This window comes from Deltaproteobacteria bacterium (assembly GCA_020848905.1).
Lineage (GTDB): Bacteria > Myxococcota_A > Polyangia.
Window position 1 is genome coordinate 246,946 of the sequence record JADLHG010000009.1, and the last position, 23,151, is coordinate 270,096.

The window sequence follows — 23,151 nt, forward strand, 5'->3', positions numbered from 1 at the left end:
CGGGGCGCGCGCCGCGCGACAGTGACGACTTCGCCCGTGTCGGGCGAACCCTCGTCGAGTATCATGGCTTCATGCGTTGCCTCGGCTGCGACCTCTCGTGCGACAGGCGCCTCGCGTGCACGTGACGGCGGGAGAGCTCGTCGCCGGCCGCTACCTTCGCCGCGCCCTCCTCGGAAAAGGGGGGAGCGGCGAGGTCTGGCGCTGCCGGGATCTGGTCCTCGAGCGCGAGGTCGCGCTCAAGCGCATCGACCGCACCGGCCCCGGCGCGAGCACCGAGGCCGACCAGCTCTTCTACAAGGAGGCGGCAGCGCTCGCCTCGCTCGAGCACGACAACCTCGTGCGCGCGCACGATGTGGGGCTTCTGCCCGACGGGTCGCGCTACCTCGTGCTGGAGTACGTGGAGGGGATCTCGCTCGGGGCCGTGGGACGCCGCCAGGGGGTTCTGCCGTGGGACCTGCTCGGCGCGGTGGCCTGCCAGATCCTCGCCGGCCTGGCCCACATGCACGCCCGCGGCATCCTGCACCGCGACCTCAAGCCCGACAACGTGCTGCTGAGCGAAGCGCCCGGAGGGGGCCTGCGCGTCTCGGTGGTGGACTTCGGCCTCGCCACCCTGCAGGACCCGTCGCTCAACGACTTCCGCATGGACGAGCTCGCCGAGGTGCCGGAGGGAGCGGGCGTCTTCCTCACGCCCCCCTACGCGGCGCCGGAGCAGATCCAGCGGCACCCGCAGCTCCTCGGACCGGCGACGGACCTGCACGCGCTGGGCGTGATGCTGCACGAGTACTGCTGCGGCGAGCTCCCCTACCGCGGCGCCACGCTCGAGGACCAGCTCCGGCTGGTGCTGCTCGCCGCGCCGGACCCCTTCCACCCGACCAACGGCGCGCCGGAGCGGGTCGGGGAGATCGTCGCGCGGCTGCTGGCCAAGCAGCCCTGGCGTCGTTACGAGTTCGCGGCCGAGGTGCGGCGCGCCTTCGACGGGCTGTGGGACCCTGCCTCCGCGGCGACTGCCTGGCACGAGCTCCGCGCGAGCTGGCCCGAGGGCGAGGTCCGACGCGGCACGGGGCCCGTGGCGCCGGTCGAGAGCACCGACGGAAGCGACACCACCCTTGAGCTCGCCGCGTCGAGCGCCGCGTCGACGAACAAGGGCCCGCGCGCCGCCGAGCCGGCTACCGAGCTGGGCCTCGCACCCCCGGCGCTCCTGCCGCTGCAGGTCCCACCGCTGCGTGGCCGCAAGCGCGAGCAGGAGGAGCTCTGGGCCGAGGTGTGCCGCGTGCTCGCCGGAGAGCGGCGCATGATCCTGCTCTACGGCGAGGCGGGGGTGGGCAAGAGCCGCCTGGCCCACTGGCTCGCCGAGCAGGTTCACGAGCGGGGCTGCATGGTCACCCTGCGCGCGTCGTTCGGTCGCACGCGCGGCACGATGCAGGGGGTGACGGGCGCGCTCGAACGCTATCTCGGCCTCGGCCCGATGGGAGGCCCGGCGATCGAGCAGATGCTCGGCCGAAGGTGGGGCACGGACCCGGCGAGTCGCGAGCTCGCGGGGGACCTGGCCGCGCTCCTTCGCCCGCTCCCGGCCGGCGCCGCCGCGAAGACCAGCCCGCGTCCGCAGCTCGATCGCCCCGAGGCGCGGGTCCAGGTGCTGCTGCAGGCCATCTCGCGCCTCGTCGAGGGACGCCCGCTCCTCTTCTGGTTCGACGACCTCGGCCGCGCGAGCCCCGAGGAGCAGACGCTCGTCGAGGAGCTCCTCAGGCGTCCCGAACCCGTGCTCGTGGTCGCCACCGTGCGGCACGCCGGCCTCCTCGAGGCGCGGCCCCCTGCCCCGCTCGAGTCCTTCGGCCACCGCCCCGACGCGCACTGCGTCCCCGTCGAGCCGCTCGACCCGTCCGGCCTGCACCACCTGCTCGAGGGCGTGATGCCGCTCGAGGCGGGCGTCGGTCGCGCGCTGCACCTCGCGAGCCGCGGCAACCCGCTCTTCGCGCTGCAGCAGCTCCGCACCTGGAGCGAGGGGCACCAGCTCGGCTGGGACGCCGCCCATCACTGCTATCGCGTGGACGAGCAGGTCCTCGCCCGCCCGGCCGCGAGCGCGCGCTCGCTCTGGGCCTCTCGCATCGCCGCGCTCCCCGAGGAGGCGCAGCTCGGGGCGCTCGCCGCCACCACGCTCGGCTCGACCTTCGCGCGGGACCTCTTCTACGCGCTCCTCTCCGCGCTCGCCCTCGACGCCGACCGCGTGGTGCTGACGCTCGTGCAGCACCAGCTCCTCGTGCCGGACCGCGAGACGCTCGGCTTCTACCACGACCTGCTCGAGGAGCATCTCGTGGACGAGCTGCGCGGGCGCGCCGACGCGCGACGCATCTACCTCGCCGCGGCCGAAGCGCTCGGAGCGCATCCCCTCGGCCGCACGAACGCGCTCGTGCGGCTGGCGGTGCAGAATCTCCTCGCGGCGGAAGAGCCGCGGCGCGCGGCCGAGACGCTGATGGCCTTCCTCCCCGAGGAGTGGCGCACGCGTCGCGACCCGCTGCAGGTGATGGAGAGCCTACGCCTCCTCGAGGGTCAGCTCGACCCGGAGTTCGAGGCCGACTGGTGGCGCTGGAAGGCCGAGGCCGAGATCATCCGTTCCCGCGACACCGAGGCCGAGGTAGCGGCCCGCGCGGCGCTCGCCGCCTACGAGCGTCGCGGAGATCAGCCGGGCGCGGCCACGGCACTCCGCCTGCTCGGCGAGGTGGCGAACGCGCGCTGCGACTACGTCGAGGCCGAACGCGCCATCGGCCAGGCGCTGGAGGCCTGCCGCGCGCTCGAAGACTACGAGGGGCAGATCCGCGCGCTGCTCTGTCTCACGCGCGTCTATTACTCCCAGAGCCGTCTCGCCGAGGCCGAGAGCGTGACGCAGGAGGCGCTGGCGATCGTGGACGGCATGGGGGGGCTCGTGCTCCCGGAGCCGTGGCTCTTCATGGGCTTTATCAAGATGGCCGAGGCGCGCTACGCCGACGCGCGCGTGTGGCAGGAGCGCGCCATCGAGGCCTTCCGCGCCCAGGGCGAGGAGTTCGGCGAGGGGGAGTCGCTCTTTCTGCGCGGCTGGGTAGCGCTGCAGCAGGAGGACCTGGCCGAGGCGGATCGCTGCCACCCCGAGGCGCTCCGGCACTTCCGTCGGGTGGACGAGTGGTGGTGGATGAACGTCTGCCTGCTCCTCGAAGGCTGGGTCCACTGCCATCGAGGCGCAGCCGAGCCGGCGCTGGCGCTCGGAGAACAGGTCCATCGCTCGTTCGTGGAGGGCAACCTGGCCCACGAGACGGGGCAGGCGCTGCTGCTCATCGCCGGGGCCCACCAGATCGCCGGGCGCGAGCGGGAGGCCGAGACGGCACTCGACGCGCTGGCGGCGCTCGAGCGCCCCGAGCCGATGGTCATGCAGCCCTATCACCTCTTGCGCGCCGACCATGCGCGGCGCACGGGCCGGAGCCACGATGCCGAACGCGCGGTCGAAGCGGCGCTAGAGAGCCACCGTGCGCTCGGCCTCACCTCGTTCGCCGTACCGTGGGCCCTGCGCCGGGCCGTGACCCACCTTTGGCCCGAGGAGCTCGCGACCGAGCTCCGGAGCTGGCTCGCTTCGCTGAAGGCCTGATCAGTCGACCGACGAGGCCGCGTGCACGCGGTGCCTGAGCGCCCGTCGCACCACGTCGGAGAAGATCGCGTCGCCCACCGCGTCGGCCCGGGCTTCCGGGTGGAACTGGTACCCGCGGACCTGGCCGCTCAAGGTCTCGACCGCCTCGATGATGCCGTCCGGCGCTCGCGCCGCCACGCGCAGCCCCTTGCCGAGCCGCTCCACGGCCTGATGGTGCCGGCTGACGCAGAGGACGCGCCCCACCCCGGTGAGCTCCCCGAGCCGCGTGTCCGGGTCGAAGGTCACCGCGTGCTCCACCTGCGCGCCTCGACCGCGATGCGGGGTCGTCGTCGCTCCGTCGAGGATCAGGTCCTGAAAGAGCGTGCCACCGAAGGTCACGTTCAGTAGTTGCTGGCCGCGGCAGATCCCGTCGATGCCGAGCCCGCGGGCCAGCGCGCGCCGGATCACCTTCTGCTCGTAGCGATCGCGCGCGTCGAGAAGCTGCTCGGCGTGCGTCACCGGCCGCCGGTAGAGCTTCGGGTGCACGTCGTCGCCCCCCGCGAGAACGAGATGGTCGAGCGGCGTGAGGAGACGGTCGATCTGGCTGCGCGCCGCGCCCGGAGGGAGGAAGACCGGTTGCCCGCCAGCGCGCGTGACGGCCGCCGCGATGGCTCGCGCTCCGGCCTTGTCGGCCTTGCCCCCGACGAGCGTGCGGAGCTCGTTGAGCTGGATGCCCACCAGCGGGCGCCCCTCCTGCTTCGCGAGCGCGAGCACCCCTTCCGGCTGCGCCCCCGCGAGGCCCTGCCCCCACGCCGCGAGCGCGCCTTCGGCACCCGGGTAGATCCGCCGACGCTCGAGGCCGGCCACGTACGAGCGGACCGCCGCCCGCGCCGAGGGGCCCATGAGCAGCATCGGGCCGAGGCCCGGAATTTCGACGACCTGAGGCTGGTGCCGGGACCGGGCGTTGGCCGACGGCGCCGCGAGCAGGAGCCCGAGCGCCACGGCCAGCGCGAGAGGGCGGAACAGATGGGGTCTCAACCTCATGCGCTGGTTGTAAGGCAGGAAGCAGGCCAGCGGTTAGGGGGATGGGGTGCCGTGCGGCCGGGGGGTTCCGGTGGTGCTGTGTACCGGGGGACTGGCTCCTCCAGCCTCCGGACGGCCGAGTACCGGAGAGGGGGCCCTGGGAGGGAGACGGGAGGTGGGCTGGCGACGGGGGGTGGGCGAGAGCGCGGGCGTCCGTGGGCGCACGCCGGCGGCGGGGTGGATCGGTGCGGCGGGGAGGGGGGCTTGGTTGTTGTGCTTGTCTTGGAGGTACGAGGACCTGTCCTCTTTGTTCGTGCAAGAAGATCACTTGACGTCAGGCCAGCGCTTTGCTACTATTAGCCTTATTCATGCTGGTACGCAAACGCAAATCCTCCCCAGGAGATGACCGAACTTCGGGCACACGTATGCTGGGGGGGTCTGCGAAACAGCTCCCGTTGCCTATGCGGGAGGCGACGGGATGGGGCGGGAAGCGCGAGGGTGCGGGGCGCAAGAAGCAGCCGGGGAGCGGACTGCCGCATCGGGCTCGACCGCTCCTCGCCAGCCGGTTTCCGGTGCACGTCACGATGAAGGTGGTGGAGGGGCTACCGAACCTGCGGAGCAAGACGCAGCTCCGCGCGATCGAAAACGCCTTCGTGCAGTCGGCGGGGCGGTTCGGGATGAACCTCGCCCACTACTCGATCCAGAAGAACCACCTGCACCTCGTGACGGAGGCCAAGGACCGGGGCGTGCTGATGAAGGGGCTGCGCGCGCTGGCCATCCGCCTCGCGCACGCGCTGAACCGCACGGTGGGCCGCAAGGGGCGCGTCTTTCGGGACCGCTACCATCAGCACATCCTGAAGACGCCGAGTGAGGTGAAGGCGGCGTTGGCTTACGTCCTTCAGAATTCGCGAAAGCACGGCGTCGCGCGAGGCAAGTGGGTCCCGAGGCGCGACCTGGATGCGTGCAGCTCGGGGCGGTTCTTCGACGGGTGGAAGGACCTCACGCCCGTGCCCCCCGACGGAGACCCACCCGTGCTCGAGCCACGGACCTGGTTGCTCAAGACCGGCTGGAAGCTGCGGGGGCTCATATCAACGAGTGCGGTGCCCGGATAGCAGAACCAGCCTCGATGGCAAACCAGTCGCCTGCCCTCCGAGACAAGTCCCACACGAAACGAACTCTCCCAACGCAACGACGCCCACGACCGCCCGCGTGCGCCCACGGCCGCCCGCGCTCTCGCCCACCCCCCGTCGCCAGCCATCCTCCCCGACGCACCGATCCACCACGACCGCCCGCGTGCGCCCACGGCCGCCCGCGTTCTCGCCCGCCTCCCGCGCTCTTCCACCCTCCTACCGCCCGCTCCCCGCCCGGTCCACGCCGAAGCCGTAGGCGTTCGGGACCGAGAGGGTGATCTCGCGCCCCGTGGGCGTGCCGTCGGGCAGGTAGGTCGTCTCCATCAACGGGTGACGCCAGGTGACGCCGTCCCCGACGAGCTCGGGCGAGAAGAACGCGGGCCGCTGATAGGCGTCGGCGCCCGCCGCGTCCACGAAGATCCCCGTGGTGCGGAGCGCGTGACGCGGGCTCGTCGACTCCACGTTCTTGAGCAGCGCGGTGGCCATGCCGAAGCCGAGGTAGTTCGTGCTCTGGTAGTCGTCGGCCCCTCCTCCGTTCACCAGCACGCCGAGGGACTGATTCGACCCGGTGCCGAAACACTGCCACGCGCCGCGATAGGTATCCTTGCCTCCGGCGTCGGTGTGCCAGCCGATCGACAGGTCGTGCGCGAAGCCGTGCGACAGCCCGATCAGCGGCAGCTCCGTGCCGTACGCGTCGTCTCCGGCCGCGTCGTGAAAGATGCCGAGGCCGAAATGCACGGCGGAGCCGGCGGTGTAGATGCGCCCGTCGTAGCGGTCGTTGCCGGCCTCGTCGAGGAGCGCCCCCACGCCGAACCAGTAGCCCGTCCCCTGGCAGAACGAGCCGCAGCGATAGACGTCGTCGCCCGCAAGGTCGAAGAGGACCCCCGCGCCCCCCGAGCTGTGCACGCCGTTCTCGAGCCCGTCGATGGGATAGTCCGCGCGCCGTCCCCAGGCCGCGCCCTGGTTGTTGCCGTGGCCGTAGATCGGGTCGTCTCCGGGGAGGCGCTTCTTCTCCTCCACGTAGAGGTCCCCGGTCTGCGCGACGTAGCGGTCGTTCCCGCCGAGGTCGGCGAGCAGGCCGACTCCCTTGACGTAGGCCGCGCCCTGCATGGCCGAATACCCCTCGTAGCGGTCGTTCCCGCCGCCGTCGAGCAGAAGCCCCACGCCGAAGTGCCCCGAGCCTTGCGAGCCCGCCTCGGCCCGATAGGTGTCGTCGCCCCCCTGGTCGAAGAGCACCCCCACGCCGAGGATCCCCGCCCCTTGCGAGAAGCGCAGGCTCTCGTAGGTGTCGGCTCCCTCCCCGAGATCGAAGAGCATCCCCACGCCCAGGTTGCCGTACCCCTGCCGCCCCTGCTCAGAGAGCGAGACGGGGATCTGCGCGTGCTGCAGCCGCCCGTCCTCGTCGGAGACGAGGCGCCCCTTCGCGTCCTTCGGGTCGGGGCGCTTCGGATAGCCGTAGCTGTCCTTGCCGCCGAGGTCGAGCGCGAGCGCGACGGGGTTTGTGCTGCTGCGGGTCGCGCCCACGGGGAGTTCGTAGGTGTCGTCGCCGCCCGCGTCCACGAGGAGCAGGAGGTCTCCGCGATAGGCCTCGTCGTCGCCCTTGTAGCTCGTCGCATGCCCATCGGAGATCACGATGCGACCGAAGGGTGTGCTCTGGTTGAAGGCGAAGGTCCGCTCCGGCCCTACGGGCGTCAGTCTGGCCCCCTCGACCGCGCGCGCCACCGTCGCGGCCGCCTGGAGCAGCAGGCCGTAGCCCAGCTGGCGGAGCAAGAAGCTCGCGTCCGGCTCCTTGCTCAGATCGACCGCCGCGCCGGAGAGGCTGCCGCTCTTCTTGCGGTAGAAGAGCGCCATCGTGTTACGGAAGAAGCGCTGCGTGAGCGCGTCGGAGTGGCCGATATACGAGATGGCGCGCTCGCGCAGCTTCACCGCCTCGGCGAGCGCAGCCACGATCGGGGCGAGCTGCTCCTTCAGCTCGACAGGGAGATCCTTCGCGTCCTCGGTCACGCGGTCGAGCGCGGCCCGCCTCTCGGCGTCGGTGTGCACGCGATAGAGGGCGGTCACGGCGGCCTCGAAGCTCGCCGGCGGCGCGAGCGGCGCGGCGACGACGTGCCGCTCGTCCCAGAGGCGTCCGGCCACGGCCAGCGCATCGGAGACGGGGGTCGCGCTCCCTTTGAGCGAGGCCAGCTCGCGGCGCAGCGCTGCGACGAAGAGGGGGATCCCCATCGGCGCGTAGTAGAGCTGATTGTAGGTCGTGAGGCGCAGGGCGTCGTTCGCGAGGCCGTCTCCGTAGAGTCGGGTGAGCTCGCCGAAGCGGTGGCCGAGGTCGCAGCGGTCGCGCTTCACCGCCGAGAAACCGGCCGCGAGGGCCGCCTCCAGGTCCGCGTCGGCGAGACGCGCGAGGCACGCGCAGGCCGCGGGGAGGCACACCGCGCCGCTCCGCGAGGCCACACTCCCGCAGAAGGCCCCCGCGCCGCAGTCGGCGTCCGTGGCGCAGCCGCGCGTGCAGAAGCGGGCCGCGAGCGCGTTGTCGGCGGAGACGCAGGTGCCTCCCGGCAGCACCGCGCTGCAGTCCCCGCTCGCGCAGGAGGCGCCGACGCCGAGCGCGTTGCGCGCCTTGCCGCAGCTCGCTGAGCTCGTGTCCACGAGGCGGCGGCAGGTGCGCACCCCCTTGTCGTCGGAGGCGCAGTACTTGAAGCCCGTCGGGCAATCTCCGGCGCTCTCGCAGCGCCGGCTGCAATAGCTCGAGGTCCCCTCCGTCACGCACTCCGCGTCGGGGGCACGGCAGGGCCCGGCCGTCCCGGGTTTGCACGCGAGCCCGGTCACGTCGCAGCTCCCCCAGAGCGGATGGCACTGCGAGGCGTAGGGGCCCGTCACGCCGTCGGCGGGGCGGCACTCGAAGCCGTCGGGACACGGGCTCCCGTCGGAGCAGGCCCGCGCGCAGAAGGGTCGGTCGGCCTTGTCCTTGAGACACAGGTCGCGCTCGTCGCCGCAGTCCTCGTCCCGCTCGCAAAAGGCCGGCTCGCAGAGCGCGCGACCGCGGCGCACGCACTTCTTCTGCGCGGCGCTGCAGTACTCGTCGGGCAGGCACGCGCTGCCGAAGCACGAGGGCGCGGCGTCGGTCGCGTCGGGGCGCCCGACGTCGGGACGAAGGTCGGGCCTCCCCGCATCCGTCGGCTGGTAGGTGCTGCCGCTACAACCGAGGAGAAAAATCGTCACCAGGCCCGCGCCGGCCCGCGCGCCGCGAGCAACGCCCGCCCGGGCCCCGGCCCGAGGCCGCATCCTGACGTCCAAGGGAGGTGTTCCGGCTTCGCCATGCATGCGCGGCAGTGTACCCGGTCGTGGGGGGTGGCCGCATCCGTGGGCCGGACCGTCACCCGGCGTGTCAGGAAACGGCCCGCTCGAACGTCTGGAGTGTGGAGGGGGTGCCATGTACGACGGCTGGTCCACGCTCGAGGCTCTGGAAGGACGCTGGCTCGTGGATTTCACCGCGCTCGGCCCAGCGTGGACCTGGCTGGGAAATCAGCCGCTCGAGCTCCTGGACGAATGCGGCGTCCCGCAGCGCCGGGTGGGTTCCCTGGCCCTCTCCACCCTGGCCGAACGCCCTCCGGCGGGCGCTGGGCGCGGCAGCGGACCCACGGGACCCACGGTGCCCGTCCGCTTCGAGCACGCCCCGGTGGAGGTGCCCTGGCATCGCCTGCGCCTCTGTCTCCCGCCGCTCCTGCTCTCGCCCGGGACGATCCTGCCCCTCGAGCTGGAGGGCGCGTTGCGGCGCGGAGCCTACGCCGAGCTGGTCGAGACGCTGCTGCGGCGCGACCCCGCGGCGCGCGACGGACGCTGGCGAATCGCTCTCGGCGCCGCGGTGGAGGGGCTCGGCCGCCCCGAGGAGGCGCTCCGACTCCTCGACGAGGCGGGGCGCGAGCCGGGCGCGAACGATCTCTGGCTCGCGGCCACCACGACCGCCGTCTCGGCCCTGCGCCGCGTGGGACAGCCCGAGGAAGCGCTCGCGCTGCTCGAGCAGCGGCGCCCGCGGCTCGCGACCCTCTCGCCGATGGAGCGCGACCGCTTCACTCTGCTCGAGCTCGTGACGCAGTTCGAGGTGGAAGGCCAGAGCCCGGACCTCACCTCGGCGGTGGAAGAGGTCGTCACGCGCCTGCGGACCGCCGGCCCGACGCGTCGGGCCGAGGCGCTCCTCACCGCCGGACGCCTCAGTCTGGACCGCGGGCTGCCCGCCCGCGCTCGCGCCGAGCTGGAGGAGACCTTGACGACGCTCGGAGAGGTGCCGGCACTTCCCCTCGCGGGGCGCATCTTCGCGGCCCTGGCGAGCACCTGCAGCGCGCTCGAGGCCGAGGCCCACGCGCGAGGCTACGCTGCCCTCGCGGTCGCCTGCTTCCGCCGGGCCCGCTGCGACGGCGAGCTGCTCGACGCCCTGCAGCTCCTCGTGCGGCTCTCCCCCGATGACCCGGCGGTCCCCCGACTCGAAGAGGAGCGGGACGGGCTCGCCCGTGGCCTGTCGCTTCCCTTCGCCCCGTGGGCCATGCCCGTCGGCCAGCTCCTCTGCTCGGCCCCACGCGAGCACCTCTCGCTCGCGGCGTGCGCGGCCCGCGACCTCCCTCTCGCGCTCCACGCACCGGTCGTGGGCGCGCTCGGTTCGCACGCGCAACGCCTCGGCCTGGAGCTGGAGCGGCTGATCGCCTTCGCCACCGACGGCGCGCGGCTCTACCACGCCGCCGTGCGTGGCGGCCGACCCGGGCCAGGGGCGACGACCGCGCCCCTCCCCGCGGCGCATCGCACGCGACTCCACGCGCAGCTCGCACCCGACGGCGCCCACGCGGCAGACTTCCGCGCTCTGTTGGAGGCCACGCTGGAGCGCTGGCCGGGCCTCTTCGAAGAGCTCGCGCGATCCCTCTGCCAGGAGCTCCTGACGACCCTTCCTTGGGGCGGCCGGGAGCCCGACCGCGCGGAGCTGGCCGAGTTCGTCGGGGCGACCCTCCGGCAGGGCTTTCGCGTGGAGCAGGCGTGCGACCTCGCCTTCGCGGAGCTGCAGCACGAACGCCTGCAACGCGCGCTCCCCTGGCCGCGCGATCAGCTCTGCTTGTGCGGCGCCGACCTGCGCCCCTTCGTCTACTGCTGCGAGCCGGAGGCGCCTCTCGACCTCTCTGACCGGCTCGGCGAGCTGGCCTCGGGAGCGTCTCTCTTCAGCCCTTGCTGCGGCACCGAGCTGCACGGCTTCCGCTGCCTGGCCTGCCACCAGCGCTACACCTGGGAGCTCGGCGTCGTGGCTCGCGCCGCCTGAAGCGCGCGCTTCGACGACGCGCGTTCGACTACTGCACGAACTTCGGCTCGTCGGGAGCGCGCACCGAGACGCCCGCCCGGAAGGCTTCGCACTCGCTCGAATACCTGCGGCCGTTGCACCCTCTCACGGGGGCCCACGCGTCGGGACAGCTCGACGGGCGCGCCACGCAGAACCCCACCTCGCCGCACCCGTCGTGCGAGAAGCACAGCTCGCCCGTGGCGCAGTCGCTCGCCGTGCGACACGGCAGCGGCGTGCCGATGACGAAGCGCCGTCCCCAGGAGAGCTCGGCCCCTTTGGCGATGCAGGTCTGCAGCACCACCCGCTCCCCGGAGGTGTAGACCTCGGCGAAGAGCTCGGCGGCGGTGAGCCGCTTGCCGCTACCGAGGTCCACGAAGTCGGAGGTTGCGCTCGTCGGGGTCAGCGCCTGGAGGTCTCGCACCTCGGCCACCGAGAACGCCGTCGGCGTGTGCCCCGCCCCTTGGTTAGCCAGGGTGAGCCGCACCCGGTCCCCGAGCCGCATCGTCAGAAACGAGGCGCCGGCGAGGAAGTTGTGGGCGAGCAGCCCGAGCGGCGCGGCCGCAAACTGGGTGACCTCGTCCTTCCTGGCGGAGACGTGCCCTCCGAGAACGCAGCCGGTCCGGTCGCGCGGCTGCTGCACCACGGGGTGGGAGAAGAGCTGCGTCGTGGACCAGAGCGCGCCCGCCCGCTCGCCGCGCACTTGCGTGGCCGGGATGGCGACGGACGGGGTGGCGCAGCCGGCGGGGACGCGGTCGAGCGACTCCTCGCGTGGCAGCTCGCCCTCGAGCCCGCACGCCGCGGCGAGCAGCGACGAGGCCAGTACAGACAGGTTTCGCAAACGTCCGGGTTTCATGTCGAGCGGCACCTCCGATGGGGGGTCGAGATCACCGCCCGGAGGCATCGCAAGGCTCGGGCCCGGGGGCCGCGCGCGCGAAGCCGGCGTTTCGATGGATGGTGCCCCCTGTCGGCCTCATCGAGCCTCCAGAGGCCTCTCCGAAAGGCGCAAAGGCCTGTCTTTACCCCATCTTGTCAGCATCGAACGTTGGACGGACCGCGGCCGGGGCTCCTCTCGGATCCGCTCTCGGGCCCACTCTCCGAGGTAGCCACTGCCTCACCGCCGGCGCCGCCGCCTGCCGGTTGCGCCGCCGCCGAAGCTCGCGAAACAACGCCCGCCGAGGAACGGCATGGCTGTTGCTCGTGAGGGACCGAGGACCTTCGCATGCCCGTCGGCGCCTACCTGAGCCTCCTCGCCCACGCCCTTCGCTCCGTCGACGATACGTCGACCGACGCGCGCTCCCTGGACGAGCGGTTTCCGCCCGGAGCGCTCCTCGGACGCGGGGCCTACAAAGAGGTGCACGCGGTGCTGGGGAACCCGAACCTGGCGCTGGCCCTCTGTCGAAAGGAGAGGCCCGAGGGGGCCGGCGAGGGCTGGAGCCCCGCCCAGCACTTCGCGCGCGAGCGCACCGCGCTGCGTCGCCTGCGGGCCGCAGGCGTGGCCACCGTCGAGGTCGTCGCGCGCGGCGTCGCCTCCGACGGAGCGCCGGGCGTGGTCTATCGCCGCTACGCCGTGGGCTCCAAGGATCCTCTCGAGCGGCGCCTGGCCTTCTTCAACGAGAGGTCGGCTCGCGACCTGGCGCGCCTCACCGCGGCTCTCGCGACGGCGCGGATCCGCGTCGTGGATCCGCAGGTCCTCATCGGTGACGACGGGACGCTGGTGCTGGCCGACCCGCAGGAGCTCCTGCCGAACCCGCGACGGTTACCGCAGACGTTTTATGGGGTCTCGGAGCTCGTCGAGGCCTACGACGACGCGCAGGCCTCTATCTATCGCAGCGTCTGCTGAGAGCTCGCAGCCCGGTCGGTACTCTGGAGTGAATGAGGAGGTCGAAGCGTGGGCCAGGTAGGGCCCGAGAGAGGCTATTCGCGCCCGCCGCCGCCGCCGCCACCCGGCCCGCCGCTCCGCTCGCCCGGCCCGCCGCTCCGCTCGCCCGGCCCGCCGCTCCGCTCGCCCGGCCCGCCGCTGCCCCGCGCTTCGTTCCGGCGCTTCGACCGACGACGACGACGCTCGGCCTCGCGCGCCTTGCGCCGCTTCCGCACGCTCGGCTTCTCGTAGTGCCGGCGCCGCTTCATCTCGCGGCCCACGCCCTCTGCCGCCACCTTGCGCTTGAGCTGCCGCATGGCGCGCTCGAGGCCGCGCTCATCCACCGTGACCTCGAGAGGCCGTCCTTCGACGGTCTTCGACGGAATCGCGGCGTTGACGTCCTTGCTATCCGTGGTGCTCATTCCTTCGTCCTTCGCATCGTCCGGGCGCCGCGCCGGTCTGTCGCCGCGCGCGGCCTGGGGCCCGTCCACCGTCTCCGGCGGGCCTCCTACTTACTGGCTTTGCCGGCCCGACGCAAGAGATCTATTACAGATCGCCCCCCAAAAACAATGGATCCAAGGCCCCGAATCCACGGCCTCGAAGCCACGGCCTCGAAGCCGCGGCCCGGGCGCCTGCCCCGGACGCCTACCCCCGGACCTGCCCCGTACCAGTCACCACGTATTTGTAGGTGGTCAGCTCCTCGAGACCCATCGGCCCCCGGGCGTGGAGCTTGTCCGTGCTGATGCCGATCTCGGCCCCCATGCCGAACTCGCCCCCGTCGGTGAACCGGGTGGAGGCGTTGATGTAGACCGCCGCCGAGTCCACCTCGCGGGTGAAGCGCGCTTGCGCCTCGCGGTCCTCCGCCACGATCGCATCCGAGTGGCGCGAGCCGTAGCGCTCGATGTGCGCGATCGCCGCGTCCAGGTCGGGCACCACCCGCACGGCCAGGATCAGCTCCAGGTACTCGGCGAACCAGTCCTCCTCGGTGGCGGCCTTCATGGCCGGCACGAACTCCCGCGCCCGCGCGTCCCCCCGGAGCTCCACCCCGCGCGCGAGCAGGCGCTCGGCCACGCGCGGCAGAAAGCTGGGCGCCACCGCCTCGTGCACCAGCAGCGTCTCCATCGCGTTGCACACGCCCGGCCGCTGGCACTTGGCGTTCTCGCTGATCGCGACCGCCATGGCCAGGTCGGCGCTCGCGTCCACGTAGGTGTGGCAGACCCCCTTCGCGTGCTTGATCACCGGCACGCGAGCCACCTCCATCACGGCGCGGATGAGGCCCTCCCCGCCGCGCGGGATGATGAGGTCCACGCGCCCCTCGAGCTGGCAGAGCTCCCGCACCGCCTCGCGGTCCGGCGTCTCGACGAGCTGGATCGCCGCCGGGGGCAGGCCGTGCGCCTCTCCCGTGCTCTGCAGCGCGCGCGCGATCGCCTGGTTCGTGCGCAGGGCCTCGCGTCCCCCGCGCAGGATGACCGCGTTCCCCGCCTTCAGGCAGAGCCCCGCCGCGTCGGCGGTCACGTTCGGCCGGGCCTCGTAGATCATCCCGATGACGCCGATCGGCACGCGCACCTTCTCGAGCACGAGCCCGTTCGGCCGCGTCGCGCGCGAGAGCAGCGTGCCCACCGGGTCGGGGAGCGCAGCCATCTCTCGCAGCCCGCGCGCCATCGCGTCAATGCGCGCCTCGTCGAGCGCGAGCCGATCGAGCAGCGCGCCCGAGAGACCGGCGGCCCGGCCCTCCGCGAGGTCGAGCGCGTTCGCCGCGCGCAGGCTCTCCCGCGCGGCGAGGAGCCCCTCGGCCAGGGCGAGCAGCAGCGCGTCCTTCTGCGCCGACCGCAGCCGCGCGAGCGCGCGCGCCGCGACCACCGCCCGGTCTCCCAGCAGCACCATCTCGTCGTGGAGCGACATGGGCTCGAGTATGCCACGGCCCGGCGGGCGCTTGGGGTTGTCAGCGCCTGGCGCCGTGTCATATCTCCGGGCAGGATGGGGCCCAGGATGCACGCACGAACGCTCGTTCCATCGCTCGCCCTGCTCGTCGGCGTGGCCTTGCCCGCCGCCCTCCACGCCAAGGAGAAAGGCATGCTCTCCGTCGGTGCCAAGGCCCCGAGCTTCCAGACGAAGACGCACCGCGGAGAGCTGGCCAGCCTCGACGAGCTCCGCAAGGCCGGGCCGGTGGTGCTGGTCTTCCTGCGCGGCTTCAGCTGACCGTACGCGCGCAAGCATCTCGGGCAGATGCGAGACGACTTCGGCAAGTTCACCGCGCACAAGGCCACGATCCTGGTGGTGGTCAAGGACAGCGCGGAGAACGTGCGCGCCTACTTCGACAAGGAGAAGCTCCCCTTCGCCGGGCTGCCGGACCCCGAGGCGCAGGTCGCGCGGCGGTACGGCCAGCAGTGGAAGCTGCTCAAGCTCGGCCTTATGCCTGCGCTCTTCGTGATCGACCGCTCGGGCACGATCGTCTTCGACCACTACAGCTCGAGCATGTCGGACATCCCCGCGAACACGACGGTCCTGAAGGCGCTCGACGGGGCCCGCTGACCGTCGTTCCCACCGACGGGGCCGATCGCGGCCAGGCGGGCCACGCTCCGACCAGAACCCCGCTCACAGCGGCGAACGCTTGCGTTGAGGCGCCCGCCAGGCAAGGAGCGCGCGGAGCAGCCTTTTTGGCGCTGTGAGCACGCACCGCAGCGAGCGACGCCGCATGGCGGGATGGATCGACGCAAGCGTCAGCCGCTGTCAGACCAGCACCAGGTTGTCCCGGTGCACGACCTCGTCGTCGTGGGGCCGCCCGAGCAGCGCGCCGAGCTCGTGCGTGCGGCGCCCCTTGATGCGCTCGAGGTCGGCGCTCGCGTACTCGGTGAGCCCGCGCGCCACGACGCTTCCGTCGGGGCTCTTGATCGTCACCACGGCCCCCACCTCGAAGCGTCCCTCCACCGCGCGAACCCCCGCCGGCAGCAGGCTGCGCCCCCCCTTCTGCAGCGCCTGCACCGCGCCGGCGTCCACGACCAGCGCTCCCTGCGCCTTGTGAAAGTAGGCGATCCAGCGCTTGCGCGCGGTGAGACCACCGTCCCGGCGGGCGAAGCGCCCGATGAGCGTGCCGACGTCCTCGCCGGCGAGCACCCGCGAGATGGTCCCGGCCCTGCGCCCGTCGGCGATCACGGCCACGCCGCCCACGCGGGCCACGGTCTGCGTCGAGCCGAGCTTGCTCGCCATCCCCCCTGTGGAGAGCGCGCTCCCCTTGCCCGAGGCCAGGGCCAGCGCCTCCTCCGTGACCGCCGGCAGGTAGGCCACGCGCCGGGTCCGCTTGCCTACCCCCGGCGCGCGCAGCCCGTCGGTCGTCGAGAGCAGGAGCAGCAGCTCCGCGTCCACGAGCAGCGTCACCAGCGAGGCCAGAAGGTCGTTGTCCCCGAACTTGATCTCGTCCACCGCCACCGCGTCGTTCTCGTTGACGATGGGCACGATGCCGTGCCGGAGCAGGGTCATCAGGGTGTTGCGGGCGTTCAGGTGGCGCACGCGGTGTCGCAGGTCGTCGTGGGTCAGCAGCACCTGCGCGATGGTGCAGCGCTCGGCCGAGAAGAGCTCGTCATAGTGGGCCATCAGTCGCGACTGCCCGACCGCCGCGGCCATCTGCAGCTCGGGGAGCGCGGTAGGACGGCTCTTCAGGCCAAGCGTGGCCATCCCCGCGCCGATGGCCCCCGACGAGACGACGATCACCTCCCGCCCGCCGCGCCTCACCGCCGCGATCTGCGCCACGAGCTCCCGCATGCGGCGCCGATCCGGACGGCCGTTCCGCCGAACGAGCACGCGCGTGCCGAGCTTGATCACCACGCGTCGCGCGTGCGAGATGGCCTCCCGCTGAGCGGCCGCTTCGTGCTTCAGCTCGACGGACATGAAGGGGCCCTTACGCCTCGTCCACGTTCTGCTCGGGCACCAGCACCGCCTCGAGGTCCCACTCGTGCTGGCCCCCCGAGAGGGCCGCGCCGCAGTAGCCGCAGGTCGTGTCGTCCGAGTTCGCGAGCGGCCCGCGGCAGACGGGGCAGTCGAGCGACGCGATCCCCCGCTGGGTGGTGGCCTGGCTCGAGCGCGCCAGCACGAGCTGGTGCATCATCCCGTAGGGCTCCTTGCCGTCGACGGATGCGCTCCAGCGCACCTCGGCGTAGACCCGGTCGCGCCCCGCCGCGCTCCCCGGCTCCACGCGCGTGATCTCGACGCTGCCGACGGCGATGTCGGTGAGCTTGGCGGCGTAGATCGCGAGCTGCTGCCGCGCCTCGGGGCGGTCCAGCTCCACGGCCACGAAGCGGCGGAGCTTCTCGAGGTTGCCGGTCGCGCAGGCCTCGAGCCACTTCCACAGCACCACCGAGGCCCGATCCTCGAGCGCCTGCCGACTCACCGCGCGGTCCCGCTGCTCGAGCTCCGCGAGCCCCGGGATGGCGTCCTCGGCGGCCTCGAGGTTCCACTCCTCGGGCTGCGTGATCTCCGCCAGCACCCAGTCGTGCTCGCCCGAGTTCAGGACGGCCTGGCAGTAGTCGCAGCGCACCGTCTCGGCGAGCGGCAGATCCGCGCCGCAGCTCGAGCAGCGCCCCTCGAGCGCCGGCGCGCCCTTCGTCTTCTGACCCCGCCGCCGGATGAAGGACCAGACCTCGTGGTAGCTCGAGAGCTCTACGCGGGAGAGCTTCTTCGCCGCCTCCTCGGGGCCCATGGCGAGCGGGACCTCCGCGTCGCGCGCCTCGCCCACCACCTTGCAGTGCACCGTGTCCCAGTGGCCGTCGGCCTGCGCGGCGAGAAGCTCCACGTTCTTCACCGACCAGTCGGCCATCGCGTTGCGCAGCCCCTGGGCCCGCAGCAGGCCGAGCTGGGTCTGGAAGCGCAGGTACACGCCGTCGGAGAGCAGGCGTCGCGCGGGGGTCATGTCCCCGCCAAGCCAGGCCTCGTTCACCTTGGCCATCGTCTCGCGCGTTCGGGCGGCGAAGGCTGCCGGGTCGAAGCCCTCGTCGCGCTGCTGGAGCGCCTCAATCCCGCGCTGCTGCGCGCCATAGTCCACGGCGATCTTCGCCCGCTCCGGCTTGCGGCGCGCGCGCCAGATGAGCAGCCCCACGATGAGCGCGATGGCGAGAACGGCCACGATGAAGACCACCGTCCCGGCCGAGCTCTGCGAGGAACGCGCGTGCGCCCCGTACGGAGACGTCACGACCACCGGTCCATGCACGGGCACCGGCACCACAACCACGCCCCCCGAGGGTGAAGACGGGCGCGAGGGCACCACGGGACGCGGCGCCGGCTTGAAGGGGCTCGAGGTACCCGAGGAACGGTAGGTCGTGGAAGTGCGCGGACTGGTCGAGCTGGACCGATAGCTGCTCGAGCTGGATCGGTAGGTGCTCGAGCCCCGGCTGGGCGAGACGTAGCTGCGCCCTCCGCCGGGGCGCGAGCCCGCATTAGGACTCAGAGCGAGCGCGGTCAGAAACACCACTCCGGCGGCCGTTCGGATCATCGTGTGTTCGCGCATGCGGCTATCTTACGCCGCTGTCCCGGGCGGGCCATGGGAAATCCGCCCGCACCGGGCTACACTCGGACGATGCGCATATCGAGGACGAAGCGACGGCTCGCCGTGACGGCGCTGCTCTCTCTGGCCTGCGTCACCTGCAACGAAACGCCGAGCCGCACCGACGGCGCCGGAGGCCTCGACGGCCAGCAGCTCTCGGACGGCGCGCTCCGCGACGGAGCCCCGCAGGACGGCCCCGCCACAGACGGCCTCGCCCCGGGGGGCGACGGGGCGCAGCCGGGCAACGATGGCGCCACGCCCCTGACCGACGGTCCCCGCCGGGATGGTCCGCGCCGCGACGGTGCACCGAAGAGCGACGGCCCGCGCCGCGACGGCGCTCCGAAGGCCGACGGGCCGCGCCGCGACAGCGCACCGAAGAGCGACGGCCCGGTCCCGCCGCCCCCCGTGGCCGGGGAATGGACGCAGCACGCGCACGACGCGCAGCGCACGAGCTTCACCTCGCAAGAGGTCGCCGCGCCGTGGCGCTGGAAGTGGTCCTGGAACGGTCCGAACGCGAGCGGCGGCATCTCCTCGGGCAAGACGGGCCTCCCCCGCAACGTGCAACCCGTCACCGGCGCGGGGCGGGTCTACGTGGCTCGCGGCGCCGACGGGATCACCGCGCTCTCCGAGGCCACCGGGGCCGAGCTCTGGAGCGCGAAGCCCGGCGGCTCGATCCTCTCCACCCCGGCCTACGATGGGGGCTCGCTCTACGTAGCCTCGGACAACGGCACGCTCTACCGGCTGAACGCCTCCTCGGGCCAGGTCACCGGGCAGTACGCCGCCGGCGCGGCCCTCGCCACGCCCCCGGCGCTCGCCGGCGGGCGGGTCTTCGTCTCGTCGGGAAACAAGGTCCACGCGGTGGACGCGGCTACGATGGCCGTCGTCTGGACCTACGACGCTGGCTCGCCCGTGCAGACCCCGCCCGCCTACTCGCCGAGCAAGAATCGGGTGGTGGTGGCCACCGCCGACCTCTACGTCCACGCCATCGCCAACGGCAGCACCCCCGTCGCGACCCGCGCCTGGCGCGTCAAGCCCACCACGCGCGCCCCGGGGAGCCCCGTCGAGTACCTCTGGGGCTGGCCCGTCGTGGCCGAGGGGCACGGGCTGGTCCTGATCAAGCTCCGCCTGGACTGGGACACGATGTGGACCTGGAACCCCTGGCCCACGACCAACGCGCAGATCCGCACCAACCTGCAGGGCAACCCGGGACAGCAGGCCCTCTTCGCGCTTAAGCTCGACGACGGCAGCTCCCCCTTCATCTGCAACGTGGGCCACGGCGGCTACGGCGACGGCGGCTACATGCCCATGGGGCCGCAGCCGGTGGTGAAGCGCTTCGGCGACGGGAGCGAGGTGGTCTACACGGTGGGGCGCGGGAGCAGCACCACCGACGCGCGCTGGGACTCGGTCTTCGTCGAGCTCCTGCTGGATAGCACCACCGTAGCCGGCTACGGCGGAGGCGAGGTGCGTTTCATTCAATACAACCACAACGTTCTCACCGACGAGCAGCCGAATCCCGTCGTCTCGGGGAGCCAGCTCCTCGGCGGGCACTGGATGGCGGGCTACGCGCTCGAGCTCACCGACCGCAGCGCCGCCCGCGGGGCCTTCGGCAACCGCATCGCGAGCCGCGATTTGCCGCATATCACGACCTCGGCGTCGAATTGCGGCTATAGCACCGGCCACTATTGCGCGGGGGGCCTGATCCAGGACAGCGACCCGCGCGCCTATCCTGCCGGCTTTTACATCTATTACAAGGCCGGCCAGGTCTACGACGCCTACAACGGCGACTACGCCACCTGGGTGGTCTCGAACAGCACCGTCTACTTTCGCAGCTGCGACGGCGCCATCGTCGCGCTGCAGGCCGGGACGCCGCTAGTGGGCCCGCCGCCGCCGGGACCCGTGGGGGTGGACAGTGTCCCCGGGGGACGCATCCCGAACCCGGGGGCCAAGCCGCGGCCCGCGCGAGGACCCGCGGTGATCCCCTTCACCGAGGCCCGCGAGCACCCCGGCGAGCTGAAGATCGTCGAGGGCACGGTGCGTTATATCTTTAATAACGGCAAAGCGGTCTATTTCGGCTTCGCGTATCCGCACCAGGGGGTCTTCAAGGCCAAGGTGCGACGGGCCGCCTGGCCGCGCTTTCCGGGCGGCCCCGAGCGGCTCGTCCGCCTCGGCAGCCGGGTCCGCGTCCACGGTCGCATCGCCTGGTATCAGGGGGATCCGGTGATCTACCTCGAAGGACCGCGGGACCTGACCGTGGTTCGCCGGTAGGCTTCTCCGTCGGGAACCGCACCGCGGAACGCGGCCGGCCTACGAGAGGGGCCGCGGGGGCAGGAGCTCTCCCACCAGTCGCCGGAACTCCTCCAGCTCGAAGGGCTTCTCGAGGCAGGGGTTCGGCGTGCGGTCCAAGAACTCACGCGCCCGGGGCGTGAAGGCGCCCCCCGTCAGAAAGACCACCCGCCGCGCCTGCTCGCCGTCCAGGCGCTCGAGCTCGGCGAAGAAGTCCATCCCCGAGAGCACGGGCATCATCAGGTCGCAGAGCACGAGGTCGAACCGCTGCCCGCTGCGAAGCCGCTCGAGCGCCCGGAGCGCGGTAGTCTCGGTCTCCACCTCGAAGGCCTCCGTGAGCATCCGCCGCACCATCACGCCCACGAGCGGCTCGTCGTCGAGGACGAGCAACCGGTAGCGCTGCGCGAGGGGGGCCGCGGCCACCGCCGCGTGCTCTCCCGAGGGCGTTTCGTCCGTCGTGGGAAGTCGCACCGTCACCCGCGTCCCCCGCCCTTCCTCGCTCTCCACCCGCAGCGCCCCTCCCAGGTGCGAGACGATGCCGTGGCACATCGACAGGCCCAGGCCCGTGCCCACCCCCACCGGCTTGGTCGTGACGAAGGGGTCCATGACCCGGTTGAGCAGCTCGCGTGGAATACCGGGCCCCGTGTCGGCCACCACGACCTCCACCCACCCCTCCTCGGGCACCGACGTCGCGAGGCGGATCTCGTGTCGATCCGCCTGGCCGTCGGGAAGGGCCTGCGCGGCGTTCAGCACCAGGTTCAAGAAGACCTGGCCGAGACGGGCCGAGTTGCCCATCACGCGCACCGGCGGGCCGAGGTCTCGCACGAGCCGGGCCCGGTGCCGGATCTCGTTCTCCGCCAGGCGCAGCGTGGCGTCGAGCACCGGCGCGAGCTCCACCGGCACGCGGCGTTCGTCGTCTCCACGCGAAAAGAAACGCAGGTCTCGTACGATCCTCCTCACGCGATCCCCCCCCTGCACCGCCTCCTGGACGAGCTCGCTGAGCTCGTCGAGCTGCGCGGCCAGCTGCCCCGCCACCCCGGAGGCGCCGGCGCCCGCTTCGTCCGCGGCTTGCCCGCGACGGGCGAGCGTGGCGAGCTTCGGCAGGCGCTCCGCCAGGAGCCCCAGATTCCCCACCACGTAGGAGAGTGGGTTGTTGATCTCGTGCGCCACTCCCGCCGCCAGCGTGCCCACCGAGGCCAGCCGATCGGATTGCATGAGCTGCGCCTGGAGCTGTCGCCGCTCGGTGACGTCGTGCATGACGAGCAGCCAGGCGGGCTCGCCCTCGAAGGTGACGTCCAGCGTGTAGGCCTCGACGGTCGTCTCCCCCACGTCGACGCGGCGCAGGCGCAGATCGAGGAGCGGCGGGTCGCCGCGCCCGGGCCGCTGCGCCGAGATCGCGCTCTCGAGCCGCTGCCGGTCCTCCGCGTGCACCAGCTCGAAGAGCGAGCGCCCGAGCAGCTCCCCCGCGTCGGCTCGACCGAGCAGGCGCACGGCCGTGGGGTTCGCGTAGCAGACACGCTCCCCGCGATGGACGAGCACCGCCACCGGGCAGCGCTCGATGAGGTTGCGGAAGCTGGCCTCGGTGCGAAGCTGAGCCGCCTCGGCGCGGCGCTGCCCCGTCACGTTCATCGCCACGCCGAGCACCCCCGCGAGCCGACCGTCCTCCCCGCGCATGGGGCCCCACCAGCAGTCCCAGTCGAGATCCAGGCCGCGTAGGTGCACGAGCCCGCGCTGCTCGCGCCCCTCGAGCGCGCGTCGGCAGCTCTCCGTCACCTCCGGCTCGTCGCCGAACGCCTCCTCGAAGCTGCGCCCCACGACCTGGCCCGACTCGAGCCCGAGCGCGCGCAACCCGCCTCCCTCCGAGAGGGTGAAGGTCCCCCGCTGGTCGTAGGCGAAGACCACGACCCCGGCGTTGTTCACGGCCTCGCGCATCAGCCCTCGACCCTGGCGGATGCCTTCGTGCACGCGCTCCGCCTGGTACACGGCCGCCACCAGCGCGAGCCGCAGTCGATCGCTTCCCGCGCCAGTGGGGAGCCAGGCCGTGACCCCCGCGTGGAGAAGAGGCTCGACGGCCCCCGGGGTCGCGTCCTCCACGAGCGCCATGATCACCGGTTCCAGGCCGCGCGGATGCAGTCGAAGCTCCCGGCAGAAGGCCACGAGGTCCAGCGCAGGGGGCGTGTGCTCGGCGATCACGAGGGGGAAGAGCTGATCGCGCTGCAGAGCGAGCGCGTCCCCGGCGTCATGAACCACGCGCACCTCGTGCCCGAGGGCCCGGATCTGGGCCTCCAGCACACCTGGGGCGCTCGAGCGTTCGCCGCACAGAAGGAGAGTCCGCATCGCCACCGCCCGCCGGTCCATCTCTGCCGCCCCCCCGGACGGCCACCTTGCAGATCCGTCGAATACGCCATGCAGGGGGTTTTC

The 23,151-nt window shown here is 72.4% G+C and carries 15 protein-coding genes; 7 read left to right on the plus strand and 8 right to left on the minus strand.

What is annotated here, in order from left to right:
• Nucleotides 1-115: 115 nt before the first annotated feature.
• Nucleotides 116-3,613, plus strand: a complete 3,498-nt coding sequence (locus IT371_06145) for a protein kinase (GenBank protein MCC6747222.1) — start codon at nucleotides 116-118, stop codon at nucleotides 3,611-3,613.
• Here IT371_06145 and IT371_06150 read toward each other — a convergent pair whose 3' ends face one another.
• Entirely contained in the window at nucleotides 3,614-4,636 is a 1,023-nt protein-coding gene (locus IT371_06150; protein ID MCC6747223.1) for a gamma-glutamyl-gamma-aminobutyrate hydrolase family protein, read from the minus strand.
• A 440-nt stretch (nucleotides 4,637-5,076) separates the two neighbouring features.
• On the opposite strand from IT371_06150, the gene IT371_06155 reads away from it, so the two are divergent.
• A complete protein-coding gene (locus tag IT371_06155) occupies nucleotides 5,077-5,727 on the plus strand; it encodes a hypothetical protein (GenBank protein MCC6747224.1) in 651 nt (216 codons plus the stop codon).
• A 234-nt stretch (nucleotides 5,728-5,961) separates the two neighbouring features.
• Here the strand turns inward: IT371_06155 and IT371_06160 are convergent, their stop codons facing one another.
• Entirely contained in the window at nucleotides 5,962-8,961 is a 3,000-nt protein-coding gene (locus tag IT371_06160) for a hypothetical protein (GenBank protein MCC6747225.1), read from the minus strand.
• Between the two features lie 211 nt (nucleotides 8,962-9,172).
• Between IT371_06160 and IT371_06165 the strand changes: the two genes are divergently transcribed.
• Entirely contained in the window at nucleotides 9,173-11,038 is a 1,866-nt protein-coding gene (locus IT371_06165) for a hypothetical protein (protein ID MCC6747226.1), read from the plus strand.
• Between the two features lie 28 nt (nucleotides 11,039-11,066).
• On the opposite strand, the gene IT371_06170 is transcribed toward IT371_06165, so the two are convergent.
• The gene (locus IT371_06170) at nucleotides 11,067-11,909 is read right to left on the minus strand and encodes a hypothetical protein (GenBank protein ID MCC6747227.1); all 843 of its coding nucleotides are present in this window, start codon (nucleotides 11,907-11,909) and stop codon (nucleotides 11,067-11,069) included.
• 366 nt (nucleotides 11,910-12,275) lie between these two features.
• On the opposite strand from IT371_06170, the gene IT371_06175 reads away from it, so the two are divergent.
• The gene (locus tag IT371_06175) at nucleotides 12,276-12,896 is read left to right on the plus strand and encodes a hypothetical protein (GenBank protein MCC6747228.1); all 621 of its coding nucleotides are present in this window, start codon (nucleotides 12,276-12,278) and stop codon (nucleotides 12,894-12,896) included.
• Between the two features lie 74 nt (nucleotides 12,897-12,970).
• Here IT371_06175 and rpsU read toward each other — a convergent pair whose 3' ends face one another.
• Together rpsU and IT371_06185 are read right to left on the minus strand one after the other, a co-directional pair.
• Nucleotides 12,971-13,336 carry a 30S ribosomal protein S21 gene (gene rpsU, locus IT371_06180; protein MCC6747229.1) on the minus strand — a complete coding sequence of 122 codons (366 nt, stop codon included), beginning with the start codon at nucleotides 13,334-13,336 and terminating at the stop codon, nucleotides 12,971-12,973.
• A gap of 223 nt (nucleotides 13,337-13,559) precedes the next feature.
• Nucleotides 13,560-14,816 (minus strand): glutamate-5-semialdehyde dehydrogenase, encoded by a 1,257-nt coding sequence (locus tag IT371_06185; protein ID MCC6747230.1) that lies wholly within the window; start codon nucleotides 14,814-14,816, stop codon nucleotides 13,560-13,562.
• Nucleotides 14,817-14,903: 87 nt separating this feature from the next.
• Between IT371_06185 and IT371_06190 the strand changes: the two genes are divergently transcribed.
• Together IT371_06190 and IT371_06195 are read left to right on the plus strand one after the other, a co-directional pair.
• On the plus strand, nucleotides 14,904-15,113 hold the full coding sequence (locus tag IT371_06190; protein MCC6747231.1) for a hypothetical protein: 210 nt from the start codon (nucleotides 14,904-14,906) through the stop codon (nucleotides 15,111-15,113).
• Between the two features lie 27 nt (nucleotides 15,114-15,140).
• Nucleotides 15,141-15,446 (plus strand): redoxin domain-containing protein, encoded by a 306-nt coding sequence (locus tag IT371_06195; protein ID MCC6747232.1) that lies wholly within the window; start codon nucleotides 15,141-15,143, stop codon nucleotides 15,444-15,446.
• A 198-nt stretch (nucleotides 15,447-15,644) separates the two neighbouring features.
• On the opposite strand, the gene proB is transcribed toward IT371_06195, so the two are convergent.
• Both proB and IT371_06205 read right to left on the minus strand, forming a co-directional pair.
• Complete coding sequence (gene proB / locus IT371_06200; protein ID MCC6747233.1) at nucleotides 15,645-16,799, minus strand: glutamate 5-kinase; 1,155 nt, start codon at nucleotides 16,797-16,799, stop codon at nucleotides 15,645-15,647.
• 10 nt (nucleotides 16,800-16,809) lie between these two features.
• Nucleotides 16,810-18,096, minus strand: a complete 1,287-nt coding sequence (locus IT371_06205; GenBank protein ID MCC6747234.1) for a TIM44-like domain-containing protein — start codon at nucleotides 18,094-18,096, stop codon at nucleotides 16,810-16,812.
• A gap of 384 nt (nucleotides 18,097-18,480) precedes the next feature.
• Between IT371_06205 and IT371_06210 the strand changes: the two genes are divergently transcribed.
• Nucleotides 18,481-20,712 carry a PQQ-binding-like beta-propeller repeat protein gene (locus tag IT371_06210; GenBank protein MCC6747235.1) on the plus strand — a complete coding sequence of 744 codons (2,232 nt, stop codon included), beginning with the start codon at nucleotides 18,481-18,483 and terminating at the stop codon, nucleotides 20,710-20,712.
• Nucleotides 20,713-20,751: 39 nt separating this feature from the next.
• Here the strand turns inward: IT371_06210 and IT371_06215 are convergent, their stop codons facing one another.
• Nucleotides 20,752-23,067, minus strand: a complete 2,316-nt coding sequence (locus IT371_06215) for a PAS domain S-box protein (protein MCC6747236.1) — start codon at nucleotides 23,065-23,067, stop codon at nucleotides 20,752-20,754.
• Nucleotides 23,068-23,151 lie beyond the last annotated feature (84 nt).